Below are 20893 nucleotides of genomic sequence, written 5' to 3'. Positions count from 1 at the left end.
TCATGCACTCAACTGATCACCAACAGGAAGACGCCGGATGCGTTTCCCCGTGGCTGCATAGATGGCGTTGCACAGTGCCGGCGCGACCGGTGGCAACCCCGGCTCGCCCACACCGCCCATGGCGTCATCGGGATTATCAATCAGGTGCACCCGGACCACTTTCGGCGCGTTTGGCATTCGCGGCAACAGATATCTGTCGAAGTTACTTTGTTGAGCGACACCATCCTGGAACGTCACCTCATTTTGAAGGGCAATGCCGATTCCCATCACGCAGGAACCCTCCATCTGTGACCGGATTCGCTCCGGGTTGGCCTGCGGCCCGCAATCAAAGGCAATGTCGGCGCGGTGAATGGTCACTTGCCCGCCGTCATCCACTTCCACGTCAAAGACGACGGCGGTGTAGGAAACAAAGCTGTGGTGGAAGGCAAGCCCAAGGCCACGCCCCTTTGCTCTTTCCTTTCCCCAGCCCGCTTCTTCGGTGGCACGCTCAATAACCCGGCGCATACGGCCCACATCGATCGGGTACATCTCAGGATCTTCACCGTAGTTCCAGCCATCGCCCACCGTGAGATTGTGAACCTCACGCCCTGGCCCCAGCAGGTCCAGTACGTAATCGCGATGGTCCTTGCCGGCGGCTACCGCCATCTCGTGGGCAAAGCTCTGGATGGCCCACGCATGCGGCAGGTTGTACACCGAGCGGAACCACCCGATGCGGACATGAGCCGGTGCCGGCGGGTTCTCCAAACGGATAGCAGGGATGCTGAATGGCATGGTGTTAAACCCCATTCCCAGCTCAAAGCCCGCCTTGTGTTTGGGATCCGGCGCGAACAGCGATGCAATGCTGGGAGACAGAGTACGGTGGCGCCAACTGGTCGCTTTGCCATTACCGTCGAGCCCCGCTTCCAGGTGATCCACAGAAACCGCATGGAAGTAGGCATGCTGAATGTCGTCCTCACGGGACCACTGCAGTTTGATGGGCTGCCCTTCAAAGGCCTTGGCCACTTGAGCGGCCTCAATCACGAAGTCTGGCTTCGATTTACGGCCAAAACCGCCACCCAGCAGGGTTTGATGAACGGTCACGTTTTCCAGGTCGATCTCCAGAAGCCCGGCGATGCCTTCTCGCGTCGCCCTGGGGTTCTGCACTGGCGCCCAGGCCTCGGCTTTGCCCCCGCTTACGCGAACCACGGCGACGGGGGGCTCCATGGGAGCCTGAGCCATATGGGGCATGTAGTAGGTGGCTGACACCCGCTTATTGGCTTCTTTCAAAGCGGCCTCAACATCACCGGACTGGCGTATAACCTTGCCCGGCGATTGCGCCGCTTTTTCCAGAGATTCACGGTAAGTATCCGATGTGTAATCGGAGTTGTTACCGGCCGGAGTATTGTCCCACTCTATCTTCAAAGCTCTGCGGCCTTCCATGGCAGCCCAGGTGTTGGCGGCTACTACTGCAACACCCCCGAGCGGATTAAATGCCGCAGGCTGGCCCGTGCCATCAATGCGTACAGTTTTCTTAACACCTCTGATCTTCAGGGCCTCACTGTCATCGACGCTCTTCACCGTCGCACCATAAACCGGTGGTCTGGCCACCACTGCATAGAGGGTGTTTTCCAGATCCACATCGGCGCCAAAAATCGCCTTGCCGGTGACAATGTCTTCACCATCGATTGCTTTGGGGTGCGTGGACTTCAGCTCGCCATTGATCAGGCCGGATTCCTTGCCAATGAAACGCAGCTCACTATCAGATTTCAGAACCAACCCGTCCCGGCCAGGAACGTCCAGCTCCCGTGCGGCTTCTGCAAGCTGGCCAAAGCCGAGTTCACGTCCAGTGGCAGGATGAACAACCTTATGAATATCCGCCCTTACTTGGTCGACCGATACACCCCATTGATTGGCCGCGGCCTGCTCAAGCATCAGCCTGGCAGCAGCGGCCGCACGGCGCATGGGGTCGTACCAGTGACGCATGCTGCGGGAACCATCGGTATTCTGGTTGCCAAACTTATCCTGATCGCCGTCTGCCTGTTCCGCGCGAACCCGGTCCCAGTCTGCGCCCAGTTCATCCGCGGCCACCATAACCAGGCTGGTGCGAATACCCTGTCCCATTTCGGCACGGTTGTTGACGATGGTGACAAGGCCGTTGGCGTCGATATGGATAAACACATTCGGGTTGTCTACCCAGCCCCCCGGCATGGCCCCGGCCCCGAACTGAGCCTGTTCATTGGCCAGCCCAATATCCCATCGGGCTGCGAGCAGGAGCGCAGAGGCTCCGGCCAACCCTTTGAGAAGACCGCGGCGGCTGACATTCGCAAGCAGCAGTGTGTCGTCGGATTGGCTCATGAGCTCACCTCCTTGTCCGCAGCCCGCTCAATGGCCGCCAGAATGCGATTGTAGGTGCCACACCGGCAGAGGTTGCCCGCCATGGCATCGATGATTTCCTGGGTTTCCGGTTCCGGTGTTTTCTTCAGCAGAGCTGTGGCATTCATGATCTGGCCACCCTGGCAGTAGCCACACTGGGCCACACCCAGGTCCAGCCACGCCTGCTGGACTTTGCTGCCAACCGGGTCGTCGGCCATGGCCTCTATGGTCGTAATCTCTCCCTGCACTGCGGAGACCGGCGTTATGCATGATCGGGTGGCGACCCCATCGAGATGAACCGTACAAGCACCGCATTGGGCGATACCGCACCCGAACTTGGTGCCTTTCATGCCGACAACGTCCCGAATGGCCCAAAGTAATGGCATATTGTCGGGGACGTCCAGCTCATGCAGCTGTCCGTTTATGGTCAGGTTAATCATTGGTCTCTCCCTTCACTGTGTTCCACGCACTGTGTTGCACGATTTACGTTGCTGGGGAAGCTTGAGCTCACTGACCGGAGAAAAACGACTCGGCATAACCGGTATATTTCTTAAACAGCTCGTCTCTGAAAGCCTGCCCCCTTGATGCAAGGACTCGATCAATGTCATCGCGCAGACCGGCAAGTTCATTGCGATAACCGGCCACACTGACCGAAGAACCAAGCGCTGGTTCCAGAACGCGAAGCGCCAGATCGTGATCCTGGATCAGATTGGCGCTCCAGAAGTTGTCTTCAATGAATGCATCGGCCCGCCCGAATTCGAGCATGCGGAAAGGCACCATTCCCTCGCCATCAGCTGAATAGGTGATCTCGACAATATCCTGATGGGTCTCTGCCCAGCGCGTGATATTGTCCGGGTAAACATACCCGCTGATGATCAGCACGCTAAGGTCATCCAGCTTCTCAAGCGTCACCGGCCCCTCAATGGATAGGCTCTCAGGTACGATCGCAGCCAATGTCCAGTGAGCAAATATCGTTCGCGAGTGCAGAAGCTTGTCCCGCCCCTCTGTTATTGGTACGGCGATGTCTGAGGCGCCTGACTGAACCTCTGAAATACAGCGTTTAAACGGCAATTCCTCGTAGGCAGCGATCAGCCCCAGATCATTGAGCGCGGCATTCATCAATTCCACGGCAATGCCGCGCATCTCTCCCTGATGATCCTTAAAGATGTATGGGTCCCAGGGTTCATAACAGATCTTTATCGTCGAGGATGGTGCGGCTGCATGGCTGAGGGTTCCATAAAGCACCAGCAACACCGCGATAACCCCGTAATGTATGACAACTGATACTGCACGCTGCATGAGAGGCGCCCCACTGCGCTTTGGGTTCGAGAACGGCGGGCGTCACCGTTTCTATAGTCTGATAAGTATAGACAATTGTGACAGACACCGACCGAAAGGTAACGCTCGCTACCACGATGGATGCATGGCACCTGTCGGAGGGGATCTGTAGGAGAGTGTGCGCAGGTGGGTAGAGCTGGCTAGGGCTACGTCGGGCAGGCCCCTATCCGGGTAGGTAAGCCGAAACTTCCTCCAGGCCTGGCAAAGAGGTGAAGGCGCCTGCATGAGTCACCGCATGCGCACCACAGGCACTGGCAAAGGTCAGTATGTCTTCAAGTTGCTCGGGGTCTTCGCCCAACGCCTTAAGACTGGCAGCGGTTATATCCAGGTCCGACAACCGATAGAGCAACCCACCAACGAACGCATCGCCAGCGGCGGTGCTATCAACCATCTGCACGTTTCGTGGCTCGATGCAGCCGTAATGAGATGGGGTGAAGTAACGCAATGGCTTTCCGCCGTCTGTAACCAACACCAAAGAAGCGCCTGCCTTCAAGATTTTCTGCAACACCTCGGTTTCGTTCTGGTGTCTGCACAAGAAGGCCAGTTCTTCTGCGGATAGCTTCACAAGATCCGCTTGCTCCACACAGGCCCACACCGGAGCATATGGATCTGTGTCTTTGGGCCAGAGATTATTTCTGAGGTTCATATCAAAGCTCACCAGCCATCCGGCTGATCTGGCCTTTTCCAGTCCCGCCTGGGTTGCTTCCAGAATGTCCGGTTCAGTCAGTGTGTTGGAGCAGAAATGGAAAATGCCGCGGTCATCGAACCATTCTGGCTGGAATTCGTGTGGGGCGAATAACAGGTCAGCCGATGGTCCCCGGTAGAACTCGAAACTTCGCTCTCCGGTCTTATCCAGTGACACAAAGGCCAAGGCAGTTTTCGCTTCACTGGTTTGCAGCAGATAGTCTGTTCGCACATGCATGGCTTCCAGCGACTTGACGAGAAAATCACCGAACATGTCAGCGCCCACTTTGCCGGCGAAATAACTGTCTCCGCCGAGTTTACCGATCGCAGCGGCTACGTTGGCAGGTGCACCGCCTGGAAACTTCGTGAAGCGCTCGTTGACCGAATCAGAGTTTTCAGCCTGGTCTTCGCTCACCCTGCTTGAGAGCATGTCCACCAGGGCTTCACCGAATGAAATAACCTTGATCATCGACTGCTCCCCTCTTCCATCTTTTCCATCGCTGGGTCCGAATTGGCTGTACCCGTGTTCAGGTGCTGTTTGACGATGTCCATCAATCCCTGGGTTGACGGATCGTACTTGTCGCTCTGTTGTTCAATATCACGGCTGATATCGTTGGCCAGCCGCTTGCCCAACTGCACGCCCCACTGGTCAAAGGAGTTGATGTTCCAGATAGCACCCTGCACAAAGACCTTGTGTTCATACAGAGCAATCAAGGCGCCCAGATTTCGGGGCGTCAATTCGTCCATCAGCAGCACGTTGCTTGGGCGATTGCCTGGGCAACTGGCGTATTGGTCGTTCTGGGTGTCGCCATTCATAAAGGCGTTGGCCTGAGCCAGCATGTTAGTCAGCAAGGCAAAATGGTGGTCTTTGGTGTCGTCCTCGGGTTTCAGCGTCGCAATAAAGTCGATGGGTACGAAGCGTGAGCCCTGATGCAGCAACTGAAAGAACGCATGTTGACCGTTCGAGCCGGTTTGCCCCCACACAATGGGGCCGGTGGCGTGGCTGACCGGGTTGCCATCGATGTCCACTGACTTGCCGTTACTTTCCATATCCAGTTGCTGGAGGAACGCCGGTAATTGGTGCAGCGCCTGATCGTAAGGAATAATCGCCTGGGTTTCGGCGCCCAGAAAATTGATGTTCCAGATGCCGATAAGAGCCAGCACGACCGGCATATTGGCCTCAAAAGGTGCCTCCCGGAAGTGCTGGTCCATTATGAAAGCGCCCTCAAGCAACTCGATAAACGCATCGAACCCGATACTCAAGGCAATGGGCAAGCCAATGCTGGACCAGAGCGAATAGCGGCCACCTACCCAATCCCAGAATTCAAAGATGCTGTCCTCGCGGATGCCAAATTCCGTTGCTGCGTTGATGTTGGTGGACACCGCGACAAAGTGCTGGCCCATATCGGCTGTGGTGCTTTGCGTCTGCGCCTGGAACCAGCGCTTGGCACTGTTCGCATTCAACAGGGTTTCCTGGGTAGAGAAGGTCTTGGTCGACACAACGAACAACGTGGTTTCCGGATCCAGCCCTTTCAGCACTTTCTTGAGGTGACGGCCGTCGACGTTGGAAATGAAGTGGACGTTCATTTCCTGATGCTGGTAATCAAGCAAGGCGCGACACACCATGCTGGGCCCAAGGTCTGAACCGCCGATGCCGATATTTACAACGTCGCGAATTCGCTTGCCGGTATAGCCCAGCCATTGTCCGTTCCTGACCTGCTCGGTGAAGGCCCTGAGTTTTTCCAGGCTGGCCCGAACCTCTGGCATGACGTCCTGGCCATTCACGACAATCGGTGCATCACCCAGGTTGCGCAAGGCGGTATGCAGAACCGGACGCTGTTCGGTGACGTTAATGGTTTCCCCAGAGAACATCTGTTCCCGGCGCGACGCCAACGGCGACTGTTTGGCCATCTCGAACAGCGCATCCATCACCTGCGGCGATACCTTGTTCTTGGAATAGTCCAGAAACAGCTCGCCTAACCGGAGGCTCATCTTATCGAAACGGTCCGGATCCGCTTTGAAATAATCCGCGATCCGATCGTTCCGAGTCTCGTTGGCAAGTTGTTCCAGCATGCTCCAGGACTCGGATTTGCCCAGTGCATTCATATCTGTGCTCCCTAATGTTCGTCAGGTCAGCTCTCGCTGAGGGCTGCAAAAACCCCTTTTGTTTCCAGCTTGTCGAGTGCCCTATCGAAGGCCTCTTCAAAGTCGCTGGAGCTGGCGAGGGTGGTCCCGAAAAGGTCTGCCATCCCCAGAAACTCCGGGGTAAGGTTGGCTCTGTCTTCAACGGCCGCCTGCAGCCGGGGGGCCATGGGATCATTGATTTCGTGCGGTTGTCCCTTCTCATCTTTGCCACGGAGGTAGAGCGCCCAGCTGGCAATGATCATGGCAACACGAGACAGTGGTCGTCCTTCGTTCACCAGTGTCTGCACCGTCGGCACCAGGAACTTCGGTATCTTGCTGGAGCCGTCCATACACAGCCGGGCCAACTCGTCGCCCATTTGAGGGTTGGAGAAGCGTTCGACCAGGGTCTGCTTGTACGCGGGCACATCGATACCTGAAATTTCTCCCAGTATCGGTGTCACGTCTTCATCCATGAAGCTGCGAATAAAACGGCTGAACCGATCATCCGCCATGACCTCGTGGGTATATCGATAACCGGAAAGATACCCGAGGTAGGCCATAGCGGAATGGCTGGCATTCAACAGGCGGATTTTCATGCGCTCGTAAGGGGCGACGTCGTCCGTGAACTGAACACCCACCGCTTCCCATTCCGGTCGACCGTTACAGAAATCATCCTCCAGCACCCACTGGTAAAAAGGCTCGCAGATCACTGGCCAGCCATCTTCCAGGTCGTAGTTATCTTTCAGCCACTGGCGATGTTTGTCATGGGTTCCCGGTGTAATGCGGTCAACCATGCTGCTAGGAAAACTCACCTTTTCGCCGATCCAGCCTGCAAGATCGGCATCCCTCAGGCGGGCAAAGCTCAACAGGGCACCGCGGGCCACCTGGCCGTTCTCTGGCAGGTTGTCACACGACAGGACGGTGAATGGCGGCAGATTACGCTCGCGTCGGCGGCATAGGGCCTCAGTCAGATAGCCAAAGACCGTGCGCGGTTGCTGCGGGTTTTCCAGGTCGTGAAGAACGTCCGGGTGGTTTTCATTGAACCTCCCGGTGTTGTCGTCCACGTTGTAGCCACCCTCGGTAATCGTCAGCGAGACGATCCTTACTTCGGAGCTCGCCATTTTCTCGATGACAGCGTCCTGCTCCTCAGGCGCGAACATGAAACCAGTGATGGAGCCGATGACACTGAGGGTATTGGTGCGGTCGGCGCCGAGCTCGATCAGGGTGTACAGGTGGTCCTGCGCGGACAACACCTGCTGCATGGCCCGATCACCTTCACGCAGCCCAACACCACAAATCGACCAGTCCGGGCTGCCACCTGCCTGCAACAGCTGGTGGGTATAGACCGCTTCATGGGCACGGTGGAATCCGCCCACGCCAATATGAACGATGCCTTGTCTGAGGTTACTCCGTTCGTAAGCTGGCACGGACACCTCTGGACTCAGTTGGTCCAATGCTGAGTTATTCAGTTTCATAAGATGTCACGCTGCCAATCGGCTGGGTTTCTGAACGGCATTGCCTTGCTCGTCGAACAAGTGGCACTCATCCACATGCAGGCGTAAACCGATGCGATCACCGTAGTTGCAGGCAAAGTTGCCGGGCATGCGGACAGTCAGCGTTTCCTGGCCATCGGTCTTTACATAGCAATAGGTATCGCTACCCAGGCTTTCGGCGATGTCCATGTGGCCGGTCAGTGAGCTCTCGCTGGGTTCAACCACATCGATGTTTTCCGGCCGAACGCCAACGGTGACAGCACTGCCCTGACTCAGGTGTTCGCTGGCCGCGGGCAAGGTCACTGTAGTACCGGAGGTCAGTTCAACCGTGACGCTTGAGGCATCAAGTGCGGTTACTTTGCCCGGCAGGAAGCTCATCTTGGGCATCCCCAGGAAACCTGCGACAAATCGATTGGCCGGGTTACGGTACAGGTCGAGTGGGGTGCCTACCTGCTCAATCCGGCCCTGATTCAACACGACGACTTTATCCGCCAGAGTCATAGCCTCGACCTGGTCGTGGGTAACATAAATCATGGTCGCGTTAAGGTCGTGGTGAAGTCTGGCCAGCTCAAGTCTCATCTGTACCCGCAGTGCAGCGTCCAGATTAGAGAGCGGCTCGTCGAACAGGAATACTTTGGGCTGGCGTACAATTGCACGACCAATGGCCACCCGCTGGCGCTGGCCACCGGACAGCTCTTTGGGTTTGCGTTCCAGTAGCGGGTCCAGCTCCAGAATTCGGGCCGCTTCGGCTACCTTGTTATGGATAACCTCTTTTTTCTCCTTAGCGAGTTCCAGTGCAAACGACATGTTTTTGCGTACGGACATATGGGGATACAGGGCGTAGCTCTGGAACACCATTGCCAGATCCCGTTTGGCCGGGGCCAAATCGGTGATCTCTTTCGTATCCAGCAGGATGTGGCCGCCGGTCACCTCTTCCAGGCCCGCGATGGAGCGCAGCAGGGTCGACTTGCCACACCCTGATGGTCCGACAAACACCACAAATTCATTGTCTTTAATCTCAAGATTGATGCCTTTGAGAATTTCTGTTTCCCCGAAGGATTTCTTGAGGTTCTTTATTGTTAAGTTAGCCATGGGAAATCTCCGTTATTTGACGGCGCCAAAGGACAAGCCGCGAACCAGCTGTTTTTGGCTGATCCAGCCAAAGATAAGAATGGGGGCGCAGGCCAGGGTCGATACGGCTGACAACTTGGCCCAGAACAAGCCTTCAGGACTTGAGTAAGATGCGATCAGGGCCGTCAGCGGGGCCGCCTCCGACGCCGTGAGGTTGAGCGACCAGAACGCCTCGTTCCAACTCAGGATCAGTGACAGCAGCACCGTTGCCGCCAGACCGCCCTTGCTCATGGGCAGCAGCACTCGCCAGATCTCCTGGAACAGTGTGGAACCGTCCATCCGAGCTGCCTCAAGCACCTCTTTTGGAATCTCTTTGAAGTAGGTGTAGGCCATCCAGATCATGATCGGCAGATTGATCAGCGTGTAGATGATCACCAGTCCGGTTTTGGTATCGAGCAAACCCGTGTCTTTGAAGATCAGGTAAATCGGCACCAGCACGCCAACCGGCGGCAGCATTTTGGTGGATAGCATCCACAACAGTGTCCCTTTGGTACGCTTGGTCTCGAAAAAGGCCATGGAATAGGCAGCGGGTACGGCGAGCATCATTCCGATGATCGTGGAGCCGAAAGACACCACTACCGAATTCCAGGCAAAGTGCAGATAGTCACTGCGTTCGTTAACCAGCGTGTAATTCTCGAGGGTCGGCGAGAAGAACAATTGCGGTGGCGTGGCAAAGGCATCGATTTCTGTTTTGAAGCTGGTCAGCAGCATCCAGAAAATCGGGAAGAAAATGGCCAGGGCCACACCCCACGCCAGCACCCCCATGAGCAGGGTGTTCAGGCTACGTCGTTGTTTCAGGCTAAGCATGTTGTAACCTCCGTGAATCATTGTTTTTCGGTCAGGCTTTTGCCGATCAGCCGCACCAGGAAGAAGGCGGCGATGTTGGCCAGCACAACGGCAATCAGGCCACCGGCTGAAGCCAGTCCAACGTCGAACTGCAGCAACGCCTGGCTGTAGATGAGGTACGCAAGGTTGGTGGTCTCGTAACCCGGGCCACCGCCCGTGGTGGTAAAGATCTCCGCAAAAATCGACAGCAGGAAGATGGTTTCGATCATCACCACCACCGCGATCGGACGAGCAAGGTGCGGCAAGGTGAGATGGAAGAACAGAGCCCAGGGTCCGGCGCCGTCAAGGCGGGCCGCTTCCTGCTGTTCCTGATCCAGCGATTGCAATGCGGTCATCAGCAGCAGGATGGCGAACGGCAGCCACTGCCATGACACGATCATGATGATCGAGAACAACGGAAACTCGGAAAACCAATCGATCGGCGTGGCGCCGAAGAACTTCCAGATGGCTGCGAAGACACCTGAAACCGGGTGCAGCAGCAGGTTTTTCCAGATCAGCGCGTTTACGGTCGGCATAATAAAGAACGGGGATATGAGGAGAATCCGGACGATACCCCGCCCCCAGAACGCTTGGTTAACAAGCAGCGAAATCAGTACACCCAGGACCACCGTAATTAACAGCACGGAACCGACCAGTAGCAGGGTGTTGCTCATTCCGGCCATAAAACCGAAATCAGTGACAAAGAACTGGAAGTTTTCCAGCCCCACAAATTCGTTATCACCGGGGTACAGCAGGTTATAGCGAATCACTGAAAAGTAGATGGTCATGGACAGCGGAATCACCATCCACAGCGCCAGGACGAGCACCGACGGCGACACCATGAAACGATTGATGCGGGAGGTCTTTCTAATACTTCCCTGGCGGCTGTCCTGTTTGGGTTCCGCGGCGGAGCTCGCGGGACCTGCATTCAGAGCGGTTGTCTTCATATCGGTTCTCCGGTGACCCCCAAACAGGCTCCGCCTAAGCGGACCCTGCATCAGGTCATTGTTGTTTCGTCTTGGCCGGGTATTCAGTTGGAGTAATAGCGGGCGCGAGTCATCTCTCGAAGGGTGATCGATTGTGCCGCTTTCAGGGCATGATCAACCGACATCGACCCTGCCAGGGCGCCCGAGATCAGCTTGCCGACCTGGGTTGCGATCGACTGGAACTCAGGGATGGCCGCAAACTGAACGCCCACATAGGGGGAAGGATTCAACGTGGAATCGTTGGGGTCGGCGTTGCCGATTGCTTCCAGGGTTCGGGTCGCGAACGGCGCAGCTTCCAGGTATTCAGCGTTGTCGTAGGTGGAGGTGCGTGTGCCGGGCGGCACGTTGGCAATACCATAGGTTTCCTCAACCAGCTGGCTGTAAGCCCGCGAGGTCGCCCAGGTGATAAAGGTCTTGGCCGCTTCCTTGGCATCTGAGCTCACCGGAACGGCGAGGGCCCAGGACCACAACCATCCCGAACCTTTTGACGTTACCTGTTCTGGCGCCAAGGCAAAGCCGATGTGCTCCGCTACCCTGCTTTGAGACTCATCGGTAAGAAATGATCCGGCGACAGTCGCGTCTACCCACATGGCGCATTTGCCACTGTTGAATAGCGCGAGGTTTTCGTTAAAGCCATTGGATGAGGCGCCCGGAGGGCCGTAGTTCCCGAGAAGGTCGACGTAGAAGCTGACGGCGTTGCCCCACTCTTCGCCAGTGAATTCGGGCTTCCAGTTTTCATCAAACCAGCGTGCACCAAAGGCGTTAGCCATGGTTGTGATCAGAGCCATATTCTCGCCCCACCCTGCTTTGCCACGCAGGCAGATACCATACTGATCATCTTCTGGCTTATGGAGCGTCTCGGCGAAGGTTTTCATTTGATCCCAGGAAGGCTGTTGCGGCATGCTCAGCCCATTGGCTTCAAAAAGGTCCTTGCGATAGAACGTCATCGAACTTTCGGCGTAAAACGGCAGTGCGTACAAGGTACCGTCGGAGGACAGGCCGCCGAGAACTGATGGAAAGATATCGGCCAGATCGTAATCCGAAGGCAGATCCTCCATCGGGGTCAGCCACCCCTTCTCTCCCCAGATCGGGGCCTCGTACATTCCAATTGTCATCACATCGAATTGACCGCCGTCCGTCGCAATATCGGTAGTCAGGCGCTGGCGAAGGACATTTTCCTCAAGTACTACCCAATTCAGATCGATGTCTGGATGAAGCTTTTCGAATTCATCGGAAAGGCCCTGCATGCGAACCATGTCGCCATTGTTCACAGTACCAATAGTCACTTTGGTGGCAGCCATTACGGAGGACGCGACGGCCGTCATGCCAACGGCCATAACAGCGGACAGATATCGTTTGTTGTTCATGTTCCAACCTCTGTTTGTTTTTGGAGTAGGTCGTTCAGAATGTCCGGATTGGCCGGTGCATTCCGGGTACTTTGATCTGACGGATCACCTCTCGTCAGGAAAGTGAATCAATGGTGCTATTACACGCTTAATGTCAGAACTGAACAAATACATACCCTGTCATTTTTCTGTACTTTTATGCCATCACGAATGGGGATGCCTCCCCCGCTCATTTAGCTAAAGGTGGCTACAAGTACAGGCTGTGTGGGCTATTGGCGACAAAGTAAGGTTGAACGGAACCCATGGACGTCACCAGAAAGTATCATTCTGAGAGAAAAAGAGGATCTGCAGAGAGAGGGATGAAACAGATGAGGTACTGATTACCGCTGATACAACGCGTCCATGGAGGTTCGGCGGTATTCAGACGGCGTCATGCCCTTCACATCGGAAAACCGGCGATTGAAATTGGCGATGTTGTTGAAGCCAACCTGAAAGCAGATCTCCGTAATTGGATCATCCGTATGCGCCAGGCGTTCACAGGCTTTGTTGACCCGAAGGGTATTAACGAATTCAATGAATCGATGGCCGGTGGCCTTCTTGAAGAACTTGGAAAAATAGGTTGGGCTCATATTCACATGCGCCGCAACATCTTCCAGGGAAATACTTGACCGATAGTGCTCGAAAATATGGTTCAACGCCTGGTTCAATCGGTTGAGGATCTTTTCATCGGTAATCGGAAGGTACGTCGACGAAGACAGCACGCGATAGTCATCCATCGCCGCCAGGATCTCAACCATTGCCCAAAAACGCGTCAAGCGTCGAAAGCCATTCGAAGTGGCAACTTCTTCAAACAACCCTATCGCTTTGTCAATTCCCTCGCGATTCCGGAATTCAATGCCGTATTGAGCACGTTGCCAGAACGGAGCAAGGGCCCGCGTTTCAGGAAACACCGATTCAGAGGCGGTAATCAGATCGTGGGAAAAATTGATGACGCGGTCACGAAGCTCAACATGCTCGCCCTTTTCTAGCTGACTGATCCAGTTGTGAGGAAGGTTGGGCCCCACAAGGATCAGGCTGTTGGGGGCAAAATTGCCGATATAATCACCCACGAAAACCTTTCCGGAGGTCTCGGTGATCAGATGGAGTTCATACTCCTCGTGATAATGCCAGCGCACAAGTGGGCTCGGGTAACCGTGATCCAGGTACCGGATCGACTCGTCACCCCGCTGATCTACCCACTCGAACTCTGGTTGGATACGTTGCTTCTCAGCGCCCATTGCGTTCTCTTCGGCTTTCTCCTGATGCGTAGAACCAGTGTAACCAATAAGTCAGCAAGTAGGGAGATCAGTCGTGCTTGACGTCTATCGATTGGCCGTCTGACCAAACAGCAGACTCTTACCCTCTTCCGTCACGGCTGGCCGACTGGACCAAGGGGCTCCCTTTTCATACGCTCTGACCACCGCCGGTCGCGCCTGCATGGAATTGAACCACCGCTTGAGATTCGGGAAATCATCAAGGTTCTGCTGTTGAGTTTCATGCGGCACAACCCAGGGATAGGTCGCCATGTCAGCAATGGAGTAGTCACCTGCAATCCAGTCGCGTCCTTCCAACTGTTTGTCGAGTACGCCATAAAGCCGATTGGTCTCATTCACGTAACGCTGAATGGCGTAAGGAACTTTTTCCGGCGCGTATTTTACGAAGTGGTGGTTCTGTCCCGCCATTGGGCCAAGTCCACCCATCTGCCACATCAGCCACTGTATGACCGTGATGCGAGCCCGGGGATCCCCGGGCAGAAAGCGGCCTGTCTTTTCTGCCAGGTACAGCAGAATGGCGCCAGACTCGAAAACGGAAAGCGGCCCTTCGCCGGATGCCGGCGAGTGATCAACGATCGCCGGCATCCGGTTATTGGGTGAAATTGCCAAAAACGATGGCTTGAATTGGTCCCCAGCACTGATATCCACCGGGTGGATATCATATTCAAGCCCCGCTTCTTCAAGAAAGATCGTGATCTTGTGACCATTGGGTGTTGGCCAGTAGTGAAGATCAATCATGTTTACGCCTGCTCAGGGTAGTTTTGCGGGAAAAGGGCTCGGCGTGCTGCATCATCCATTTCGGTTTGGAACGGAACGTCCTGGCCGACGGCCCTGGCACGCGCGACTGCCGGACGATTGTTGATGCTGTCAAACCACCGCTTCAGGTTCGGGAAGCCAGCCAGCTCAGCATCTCCGAGCACAACTCCAGCTTTATCGACCCAGCCCCAGGCTGCGATATCCGCAATGCTGAATTCCTCACCCACCAGATACGTGCGATCTGCCAGATGCGTATCCAGCACTTCATAGTGGCGCTGTGCTTCGCGCTGATAGCGATTAGCGGTATAAGGAATCTGTTCCGGAGCTGCATGCCGGAAATGCACTGACTGACCGGAGTACGGCCCCAGCCCAGACGCCACAAACATCATCCAGGACAGCAGTTCAGCCCGGTTTTCTGGCGTTCCGCCCAGCTTACCGCTCTTCTCCGACAGATAAAGCAAAATGGCATTGGAGTCGAATACCCGTACGCCATCATCGTCGATCGCAGGGGTTTTGCCGTTAGGGTTAATGGCCCTGAACTCCGGTTTATGCTGCTCGCCCTTGAGGGTATCGACGGGAACCAGTTCATAAGGCGTACCTGTCTCTTCGAGATACAGGGCCACTTTCATCGGGTTGGGTCGGGGGTGGAAATAGAATCTGATCATTGAGTGCCTCCGGTGGTCTGTTTCAGGAACTTACACTCTAGGTATTCTTGAGCAATCATTCAATATTAGTTATTGGAAAATAGTTGGTATGGAGGAACGGCTAATTCCGGCGCAATCTTTTCATTTTGGGGTGATAGCGACTATGTTGATAGAGAGGATGTATTAACTCACGAAACTTGCCCCACAATAATTTCAACTACTTACATGCTCCTATCGGGCAGGTTGCAAGGAGAACGACACATGTCGACAACACAAGAAGCGCCCTTATCAAATGATGTGGCCGCCTGGCTTGATCCGGAAATGGACTCTGTTAAAGGTACGGAGACCCCAAAGGATCCGAACAAAGGCTATATCGCCCTGCTTGGCTGGAGCGTCAATGCCATCAAGGCCGCACAGAAGTTCGACCGCCGCTACATCGTTGTTGCTCCGGAATGGGCTGCGGATTTTTGTACCGCTAACAAGATCCCCTTTATCCCATGGGATTTTATCCGTTTGAATGATCGGTCCCTGCAGATTGCTGAAAGGCTGAAAGAGGAAGGCGTTGATGTTGCGATACCGCTGTTCGAAGAGACCGTTGAGTGGTCTGGGGCGATCAACTCAGTGCTCCTGGACAGCCCTCGCATGTACGGGCAGTCGATTCTGTTCCGTGACAAGGCTTTGATGAAGCGCCGTGCCCAGCTTGGCGGCATTCGAGTCGGGATCTTCGAGGAGGCCCACGAGAAAGACGACATCGTCCGTTTCATGAAGCGTGTCAACCAGACCCTGTTGAAACTGGATGGCGACCCGGACGACCCCATTCACGTCAAGGCGTTTGACAAGGCTGGTTGCCTCGGCCATCGAATGATCCGTACGCTTGAGGAAATTGACAACATTCCAGCGGAAGAATATCCGTTGCTCATGGAAAGCCATCTGAGCGGCTGGGAGTTTGCCGTTGAGGCATGGATTCACGACGGCAAGATCAAGTTTCTCAATATCTCTGAGTACGTAACGCTGGGCTATTCCGTTTTCGTTCCGGCGACCGAGCAACTCGAAAGCTGGCGTAATGCCATCACCAAGCAGATCGAGTTGCTGATCAAAACGTTCGATATTAAGTTTGGCTTGATTCACCCTGAGTACTTCGTTACTGCTGATGGTGAAATGTACTTTGGTGAGGTTGCTTACCGCCCACCCGGCTTCAAGGCGTTTGAGCTGATTGAACGTGCGTATGGGTTTAACGCGTACCAGGCGTCAATGCTGGTATTTGACCCCAAGAGCACCAAAGAGGAAGTGGAAAAATTCTTCCCACGCGAAGTGGTCGATGCCAAGGGCTATGCCGGTTGCTTCGGTGTTTATCCGCGCCGCCGCGTGGTCAGCAAGCTGGAAATGCCTCCGGAATGTGTTGATCACCCCTATTTCGAGTCACATGAACTCGTTGCACCGACGGAAGAAACGGTTCCTGACCGGTCCGCCTTCGGTACTCACTGGGGCCTGGTCTTCTTCTATGGTGATGACCCCATCAAGATGCGGGACCTGTTGAAAGCTCAGGAGGACTTGGACTTCTATGTCTAGGTAGTCACCGCCCATTCAGGTGCTATTCGGATAGCGTTCCATGATTCTGACCTGCAACTCCGGAATCATGGAACGCCCCTACTTCAAACTATTCCCAACTGCTTATTAACGGCATCACGAATTTCCCGATAACGATCAGGATTCGTGGCCAGGGTATCCAGATCATCTTCAGGAAAAATCTCCTTCTTCGCTTTCCTGGTTTCCTCTTTGGTAAAAATGGCCGGTAGCAGCTGTTCCAGGCACCTCAGCATTACCTCCGGCGAAACCGATGCCCCTGGCGATGCTCCCAACAAGGTTCCGTAGGTTTTGTCCTTGGACACGAGGATTTCCGTACCCATCTGCAGATCGCCGTCCTTGATAATCTGGACCCGTTGGCCGGCGTGAACCGGTTTCCAGTCAAATTTTTTGCTCAGGCCGGGCGCAAAGCTTTCAAGCTCCTCGAACATGCTCTTCTCGCCCTTGAAGGTTTCTGAAACCAGGTATTTCACCAATGGGAAGTGCTCCAGGGTGACGTTCAGCAATCCTGGGATATCATGCAGGCGCATTGCCCGGAGGTAGTCAAAAAATCCACGTCCTTTCTCCAGAACGGGCTTGAAAGAGGCAAACGGGCCGAACAACAGGTAGTGCTGGCCATCCGCCACTCGCAAATCCAGATGCGGTACCGACATGGGGGGCGCGCCTACTTTTGCTTTGCCATAGGTTTTAGCCCGGTAATGATCGGCCTGCTCTGCGCTGATCGGGGCCTGCAGGAACCGCCCGCCGACGGGAAAGCCTGTAAACCGTTTCGCAAACGGCAGGTGGCTTTTCTTCAGGATCGGGAATGCACCCCCACCCGCACCAACAAACAGTACATCAGCCTTGTAACGAGCGTGGGCTCCATGGCGTTCGGTTTCTATAAGCCAACTCCCCGCGGGGCTCTTGTGTACGCGTTTAACATGGGTGCCGTACTCAATCTTCACACCCAGGTCTTGAGCAGCGTGTTCAGCCATTTGTTGGGTCAGAGCACCGAAATTCACGTCCGTGCCTGTTTCTATGACGGTCGCAGCCATCTTTTCATGGCGAGGACGCCCTTCCATCAAATAGGGGATCCAGCTCTTGATTTCGTCGAAATCCTCTGAGAAACGCATGCTCTCAAAAAAATGATGAGCAGACATTTCCTTGAACCGCAGTCGCAATTCGTCGATTGAGGATTCAGAGACGATGGTGCAGTGCTTGGTCTGATTGATGAACGTCTTGGGGTCCTTGATCGCGCCTTTTTTGATCAGGTGCGCCCAGAACTGCTTGGCCACGTTGAATTGCGCATGGATCTTCAAGGCCTTTTCGACCGAGATAACCTCTTCGTCCACCGGCGTGTAATTCAGCTCGCAGTTCGCCTCATGCCCCGTGCCGGCGTTGTTGAACACCCACGAGTTACCCTCTCCAGCGCTCTCCAATCTCTCCAGGATGGTGATATTCAACTCTGGAGCCAGCTCTTTTGCCAACGTGGCAAACGTGGTTCCCATAATCCCCGCGCCGATGATCATTACGTCCATAGAGTCTATCCACCCGCTTTAGTTTTCTGATATCCAACGATAAAGTTTGCTTGCCCGAAGGTACCACGCATACAGCGAACACTGAAAACCTGCCACATTCCTGTTTTTCCATCTGGGCACTTCATCTGGCGCCCAGTTTCTACGCCAAATGCCGAATAGTGCATCAGTATACTGTGCCAGCCGGTCAGTCTACACTGATGGCCGCGACGGATATGGAGCGCATTTATGACGTCTGGACAATTTGAGGGGGCTACCCCCATCCCTTCAAGGTTTTTGCGCAGGCTTGGCCCCGTTGCGACAATCGCCCTCGCCCAACTGTTCGGAACATCGCTGTGGTTCAGCGCCAATAGTGCTACGGATACCCTGATGACCAGTTGGCAAATCAGTGCTGCTGATATTGGCTGGCTGACCAACGCAGTTCAGGGCGGCTTTATCCTGGGCACAATGATCATGGCTTTGGGAGGCCTGGCAGAGCGGTATCGTGCCAGTCTTATTTTTGTGGTGAGTGCGGCTTGCGGTGCTTTGTTCAATGCCTGCTTCGCCTGGTTTTCGGAGGGTCTGGCCAGTGGCATTGTGTTCCGCTTCCTGGTTGGCCTGAGTTTGGCGGGCATCTACCCCGTGGGCATGAAGTTGATCGTCAGCTGGGCTCCCGAGCGGACCGGGCAGGCCCTCGCCCAGCTTGTCGCCATGCTGACGCTCGGCACCGCACTGCCCCATGCATTGCGAGAAGCCGGTGCGGACCTGCCATGGCAGTACGTCATCCTGGCATCATCGCTACTTGCGCTATTTGGCGCCGTTCTTATCCATCTGCTTGGAGATGGCCCTCATTTACCAGGTGCAGGCCAGAAAAAACAATCATCGGGCACCGGCTCCGAGCGACCGCTGACGGTCTTTGACGCCTTCAAGGTCAATCGATTTCGTGCTGCAGCCCTGGGCTATTTCGGGCATATGTGGGAGCTTTACGCGTTCTGGACGGTCGTACCACTGCTTGTGGCCAATACGGCACTCATCAGTGAATACTCGGCCGTCGGATTATCGGGTATGGCGTTCAGTATCATTGGCATCGGCGCTTTGGGGTGTCTTGTTGGGGGATTCCTGTCACGTCGTATTGGGAGTGCAAAAGTTGCGGTCGGTGCACTGGCCTCCTCTTGTGTTTGCGCAGTGGTGTTTGCTCTCTTCTGGCGTGACTTGCCTGCCATGTGGTTGGGAATACTCCTACTCGCCTGGGGCGCGACCGTGATTGCGGATTCTCCCCAGTTCTCCGCCCTGTCCGCGCAAGCTTGCCCAAAGGAAGTAGTTGGTGCCGCGCTGGCGATTCAAAATTCCATCGGCTTTGCGATTACCGTGGTATCGATCGCTGCAACCACCGCGCTGTTCGATCGTATCGGTCTGGACGCGGCCTGGCTGCTGGTTCCCGGCCCAATTGTCGGATTACTGGGGTTCGCCTGGGCATCCCGCCGAGCCTCGACGTTCGAAACAGACGCCTGAGCCACGGAGACCGTCCCAACTTACCCTACCGAAGTCCGGATATCAGGACAGCACTGTCCGATAAATCAGACAGCTTTATCCCCATTCTGAACATTGTGTCGCTAAAACCAGACACTCAGAGCCGATGTTCCCAATCCCAACGCCTACCCATTCGCAAATGCTTCTATAAAACAATAACTTAGAAAGCTGGCACGGTTCCTGTTTGGTTCAACGGAATAACGATAAAAACAAGCGCTTTCAACAAGAAAGAACGGGTGCAGACTTCACTCGGACAATAATAAGGAACACCCAATGCGTACGCTCCTCCTGGCTCTTCTGCTAGTAAGCCCCCTGTGTTTCAGCAAAACCGTGGTGATTATCGAGAGCTATCATCAAGGCTATAAATGGGACGCTGATTACATCGCCGCCGTCCAATCAGTGCTGGGCGACGACCACGACATTCACGTGCTTGCCCTCGACACTAAAAGATTGCCGAAATCAGAATGGCCCCAAAAAGTAGCCAGCCTCCAGCAATCCATTACCGAGATCCAGCCTGACATTGCCATTCTGGGAGACGACAACGCATTCTCCCTCATGGCCAACCACTTGGTTGAGCGGAAGATTCCGGTTGTATTCCTGGGTGTCAACGGCGGTCCCGCGCAGCACCCTACCCTGGAACACGATTTGGTCGCCGGTTTGCTGGAACGGCCATTTTTTGAGGAGAGCATCCGTCATCTTCAGAAAGTATTGAAAGTGGATAAACACTTTCTTGTATTAATGGACGACTCACCCACCATGCGAAACGCAGTCAATGAATACTTCGGCGACAAGAGAAGTGCCGAAATATATGGCTCCAAACTGGACATCGTCCTTACCAACGACAAAGACACCTGGTTGCAGTCGGTTGTTCGGGCTCACGAACTGTACGATGCAATCATCGTTGGCACCCACCACACCATCCGGGATTCAGAGGGCACCTACATCGCACCGGACGAACTCATTACCAGAGCATTCAATCAAAGCCGGGTTCCCATCTTTTCCTTTTGGGATATCAACATTGGTAAGCAGCAAGCCATTGGCGGCTTCACCATTTCGGCTCACCAGGAGGGCATTACTGCCGCCCGCTTGGCATCCCTCATCCTTAATGGTGTCAAGCCCGCCCGCATTCCTAAAATGAACTCCCTGAGCGGGCACTACATCTATAGCCGAAGCGGCATGGCTCATTGGAACCTGGAGCTTTCCCCCATGATTGCGACCCAAGCAAACTTCGTTGAATAAATTGGTTGGGCGGCTCCAGATTATGCCGGAACAGCCGTTAACCAAGAGATCTCGC

At 54.9% G+C, this 20893-nt stretch carries 17 protein-coding genes; 3 read left to right on the top strand and 14 right to left on the bottom strand.

The window, feature by feature from the left end:
* The 13 genes from JJO78_RS08115 to JJO78_RS08055 form a co-directional block, all read right to left on the bottom strand.
* On the bottom strand, positions 1 to 2334 hold the full coding sequence (locus JJO78_RS08115) for a xanthine dehydrogenase family protein molybdopterin-binding subunit (RefSeq protein WP_228209657.1): 2334 nt from the start codon (positions 2332 to 2334) through the stop codon (positions 1 to 3).
* On the bottom strand, positions 2331 to 2792 hold the full coding sequence (locus JJO78_RS08110) for a (2Fe-2S)-binding protein (protein ID WP_151982151.1): 462 nt from the start codon (positions 2790 to 2792) through the stop codon (positions 2331 to 2333). The genes JJO78_RS08115 and JJO78_RS08110 overlap by 4 nt, the downstream gene beginning before the upstream one ends.
* A gap of 67 nt (positions 2793 to 2859) precedes the next feature.
* Positions 2860 to 3651: a substrate-binding periplasmic protein gene (locus JJO78_RS08105; protein ID WP_085680708.1), complete on the bottom strand. Its 792-nt coding sequence runs from the start codon at positions 3649 to 3651 to the stop codon at positions 2860 to 2862.
* 202 nt (positions 3652 to 3853) lie between these two features.
* Positions 3854 to 4843 carry a carbohydrate kinase family protein gene (locus JJO78_RS08100; protein WP_151982149.1) on the bottom strand — a complete coding sequence of 330 codons (990 nt, stop codon included), beginning with the start codon at positions 4841 to 4843 and terminating at the stop codon, positions 3854 to 3856.
* Positions 4840 to 6480 carry a glucose-6-phosphate isomerase gene (pgi, locus tag JJO78_RS08095; protein WP_136633809.1) on the bottom strand — a complete coding sequence of 547 codons (1641 nt, stop codon included), beginning with the start codon at positions 6478 to 6480 and terminating at the stop codon, positions 4840 to 4842. Before pgi ends, JJO78_RS08100 begins: the two co-directional genes overlap by 4 nt.
* Positions 6481 to 6506: 26 nt before the next feature.
* The gene (locus tag JJO78_RS08090) at positions 6507 to 7973 is read right to left on the bottom strand and encodes a mannitol dehydrogenase family protein (RefSeq protein ID WP_228209656.1); all 1467 of its coding nucleotides are present in this window, start codon (positions 7971 to 7973) and stop codon (positions 6507 to 6509) included.
* 6 nt (positions 7974 to 7979) lie between these two features.
* Positions 7980 to 9083 (bottom strand): ABC transporter ATP-binding protein, encoded by a 1104-nt coding sequence (locus tag JJO78_RS08085; protein ID WP_085680723.1) that lies wholly within the window; start codon positions 9081 to 9083, stop codon positions 7980 to 7982.
* Positions 9084 to 9095: 12 nt separating this feature from the next.
* Complete coding sequence (locus JJO78_RS08080) at positions 9096 to 9929, bottom strand: carbohydrate ABC transporter permease (protein ID WP_007152224.1); 834 nt, start codon at positions 9927 to 9929, stop codon at positions 9096 to 9098.
* Between the two features lie 17 nt (positions 9930 to 9946).
* A complete protein-coding gene (locus JJO78_RS08075) occupies positions 9947 to 10894 on the bottom strand; it encodes a carbohydrate ABC transporter permease (RefSeq protein WP_041334877.1) in 948 nt (315 codons plus the stop codon).
* Between the two features lie 83 nt (positions 10895 to 10977).
* Positions 10978 to 12270, bottom strand: coding sequence for an ABC transporter substrate-binding protein (locus tag JJO78_RS08070; RefSeq protein ID WP_227665043.1), 1293 nt, complete (start codon positions 12268 to 12270; stop codon positions 10978 to 10980).
* Between the two features lie 389 nt (positions 12271 to 12659).
* The gene (locus JJO78_RS08065) at positions 12660 to 13556 is read right to left on the bottom strand and encodes an AraC family transcriptional regulator (RefSeq protein WP_075194832.1); all 897 of its coding nucleotides are present in this window, start codon (positions 13554 to 13556) and stop codon (positions 12660 to 12662) included.
* Between the two features lie 84 nt (positions 13557 to 13640).
* On the bottom strand, positions 13641 to 14330 hold the full coding sequence (locus JJO78_RS08060) for a glutathione binding-like protein (RefSeq protein WP_151982141.1): 690 nt from the start codon (positions 14328 to 14330) through the stop codon (positions 13641 to 13643).
* A gap of 2 nt (positions 14331 to 14332) precedes the next feature.
* A complete protein-coding gene (locus JJO78_RS08055; RefSeq protein WP_273623310.1) occupies positions 14333 to 15013 on the bottom strand; it encodes a glutathione S-transferase family protein in 681 nt (226 codons plus the stop codon).
* 240 nt (positions 15014 to 15253) lie between these two features.
* On the opposite strand from JJO78_RS08055, the gene JJO78_RS08050 reads away from it, so the two are divergent.
* Positions 15254 to 16561 (top strand): ATP-grasp domain-containing protein, encoded by a 1308-nt coding sequence (locus tag JJO78_RS08050; protein ID WP_036207174.1) that lies wholly within the window; start codon positions 15254 to 15256, stop codon positions 16559 to 16561.
* 83 nt (positions 16562 to 16644) lie between these two features.
* Here JJO78_RS08050 and JJO78_RS08045 read toward each other — a convergent pair whose 3' ends face one another.
* The gene (locus tag JJO78_RS08045; RefSeq protein ID WP_151982139.1) at positions 16645 to 18093 is read right to left on the bottom strand and encodes a malate:quinone oxidoreductase; all 1449 of its coding nucleotides are present in this window, start codon (positions 18091 to 18093) and stop codon (positions 16645 to 16647) included.
* A gap of 225 nt (positions 18094 to 18318) precedes the next feature.
* Here JJO78_RS08045 and JJO78_RS08040 point away from each other — a divergent pair, with 225 nt between their 5' ends.
* Together JJO78_RS08040 and JJO78_RS08035 are read left to right on the top strand one after the other, a co-directional pair.
* Positions 18319 to 19581 carry an MFS transporter gene (locus JJO78_RS08040; protein ID WP_199480770.1) on the top strand — a complete coding sequence of 421 codons (1263 nt, stop codon included), beginning with the start codon at positions 18319 to 18321 and terminating at the stop codon, positions 19579 to 19581.
* A 351-nt stretch (positions 19582 to 19932) separates the two neighbouring features.
* Positions 19933 to 20838 carry an ABC transporter substrate-binding protein gene (locus JJO78_RS08035; protein ID WP_226909916.1) on the top strand — a complete coding sequence of 302 codons (906 nt, stop codon included), beginning with the start codon at positions 19933 to 19935 and terminating at the stop codon, positions 20836 to 20838.
* The last annotated feature ends 55 nt before the right edge of the window (positions 20839 to 20893 follow it).

Source organism: Marinobacter sp. DS40M6 (assembly GCF_028581595.1).
Classification (GTDB): Bacteria; Pseudomonadota; Gammaproteobacteria; order Pseudomonadales; family Oleiphilaceae; genus Marinobacter; species Marinobacter salarius.
This window is presented reverse-complemented; position numbering and strand designations above follow the sequence as displayed.

Coding starts and splice junctions, on each gene's coding strand:
- pgi (WP_136633809.1), bottom strand. CDS start 6,480: ATGAATGCACTGGGCAAATCCGAGTCCTGGAGCATGCTGGAACAACTT.
- JJO78_RS08075 (WP_041334877.1), bottom strand. CDS start 10,894: ATGAAGACAACCGCTCTGAATGCAGGTCCCGCGAGCTCCGCCGCGGAA.
- JJO78_RS08070 (WP_227665043.1), bottom strand. CDS start 12,270: ATGGCCGTTGGCATGACGGCCGTCGCGTCCTCCGTAATGGCTGCCACC.
- JJO78_RS08065 (WP_075194832.1), bottom strand. CDS start 13,556: ATGGGCGCTGAGAAGCAACGTATCCAACCAGAGTTCGAGTGGGTAGAT.
- JJO78_RS08105 (WP_085680708.1), bottom strand. CDS start 3,651: ATGCAGCGTGCAGTATCAGTTGTCATACATTACGGGGTTATCGCGGTG.
- JJO78_RS08085 (WP_085680723.1), bottom strand. CDS start 9,083: ATGGCTAACTTAACAATAAAGAACCTCAAGAAATCCTTCGGGGAAACA.
- JJO78_RS08055 (WP_273623310.1), bottom strand. CDS start 15,013: ATGATCAGATTCTATTTCCACCCCCGACCCAACCCGATGAAAGTGGCC.
- JJO78_RS08050 (WP_036207174.1), top strand. CDS start 15,254: ATGTCGACAACACAAGAAGCGCCCTTATCAAATGATGTGGCCGCCTGG.
- JJO78_RS08080 (WP_007152224.1), bottom strand. CDS start 9,929: ATGCTTAGCCTGAAACAACGACGTAGCCTGAACACCCTGCTCATGGGG.
- JJO78_RS08045 (WP_151982139.1), bottom strand. CDS start 18,093: ATGGACGTAATGATCATCGGCGCGGGGATTATGGGAACCACGTTTGCC.
- JJO78_RS08110 (WP_151982151.1), bottom strand. CDS start 2,792: ATGATTAACCTGACCATAAACGGACAGCTGCATGAGCTGGACGTCCCC.
- JJO78_RS08090 (WP_228209656.1), bottom strand. CDS start 7,973: ATGAAACTGAATAACTCAGCATTGGACCAACTGAGTCCAGAGGTGTCC.
- JJO78_RS08060 (WP_151982141.1), bottom strand. CDS start 14,330: ATGATTGATCTTCACTACTGGCCAACACCCAATGGTCACAAGATCACG.
- JJO78_RS08115 (WP_228209657.1), bottom strand. CDS start 2,334: ATGAGCCAATCCGACGACACACTGCTGCTTGCGAATGTCAGCCGCCGC.
- JJO78_RS08100 (WP_151982149.1), bottom strand. CDS start 4,843: ATGATCAAGGTTATTTCATTCGGTGAAGCCCTGGTGGACATGCTCTCA.
- JJO78_RS08040 (WP_199480770.1), top strand. CDS start 18,319: ATGACGTCTGGACAATTTGAGGGGGCTACCCCCATCCCTTCAAGGTTT.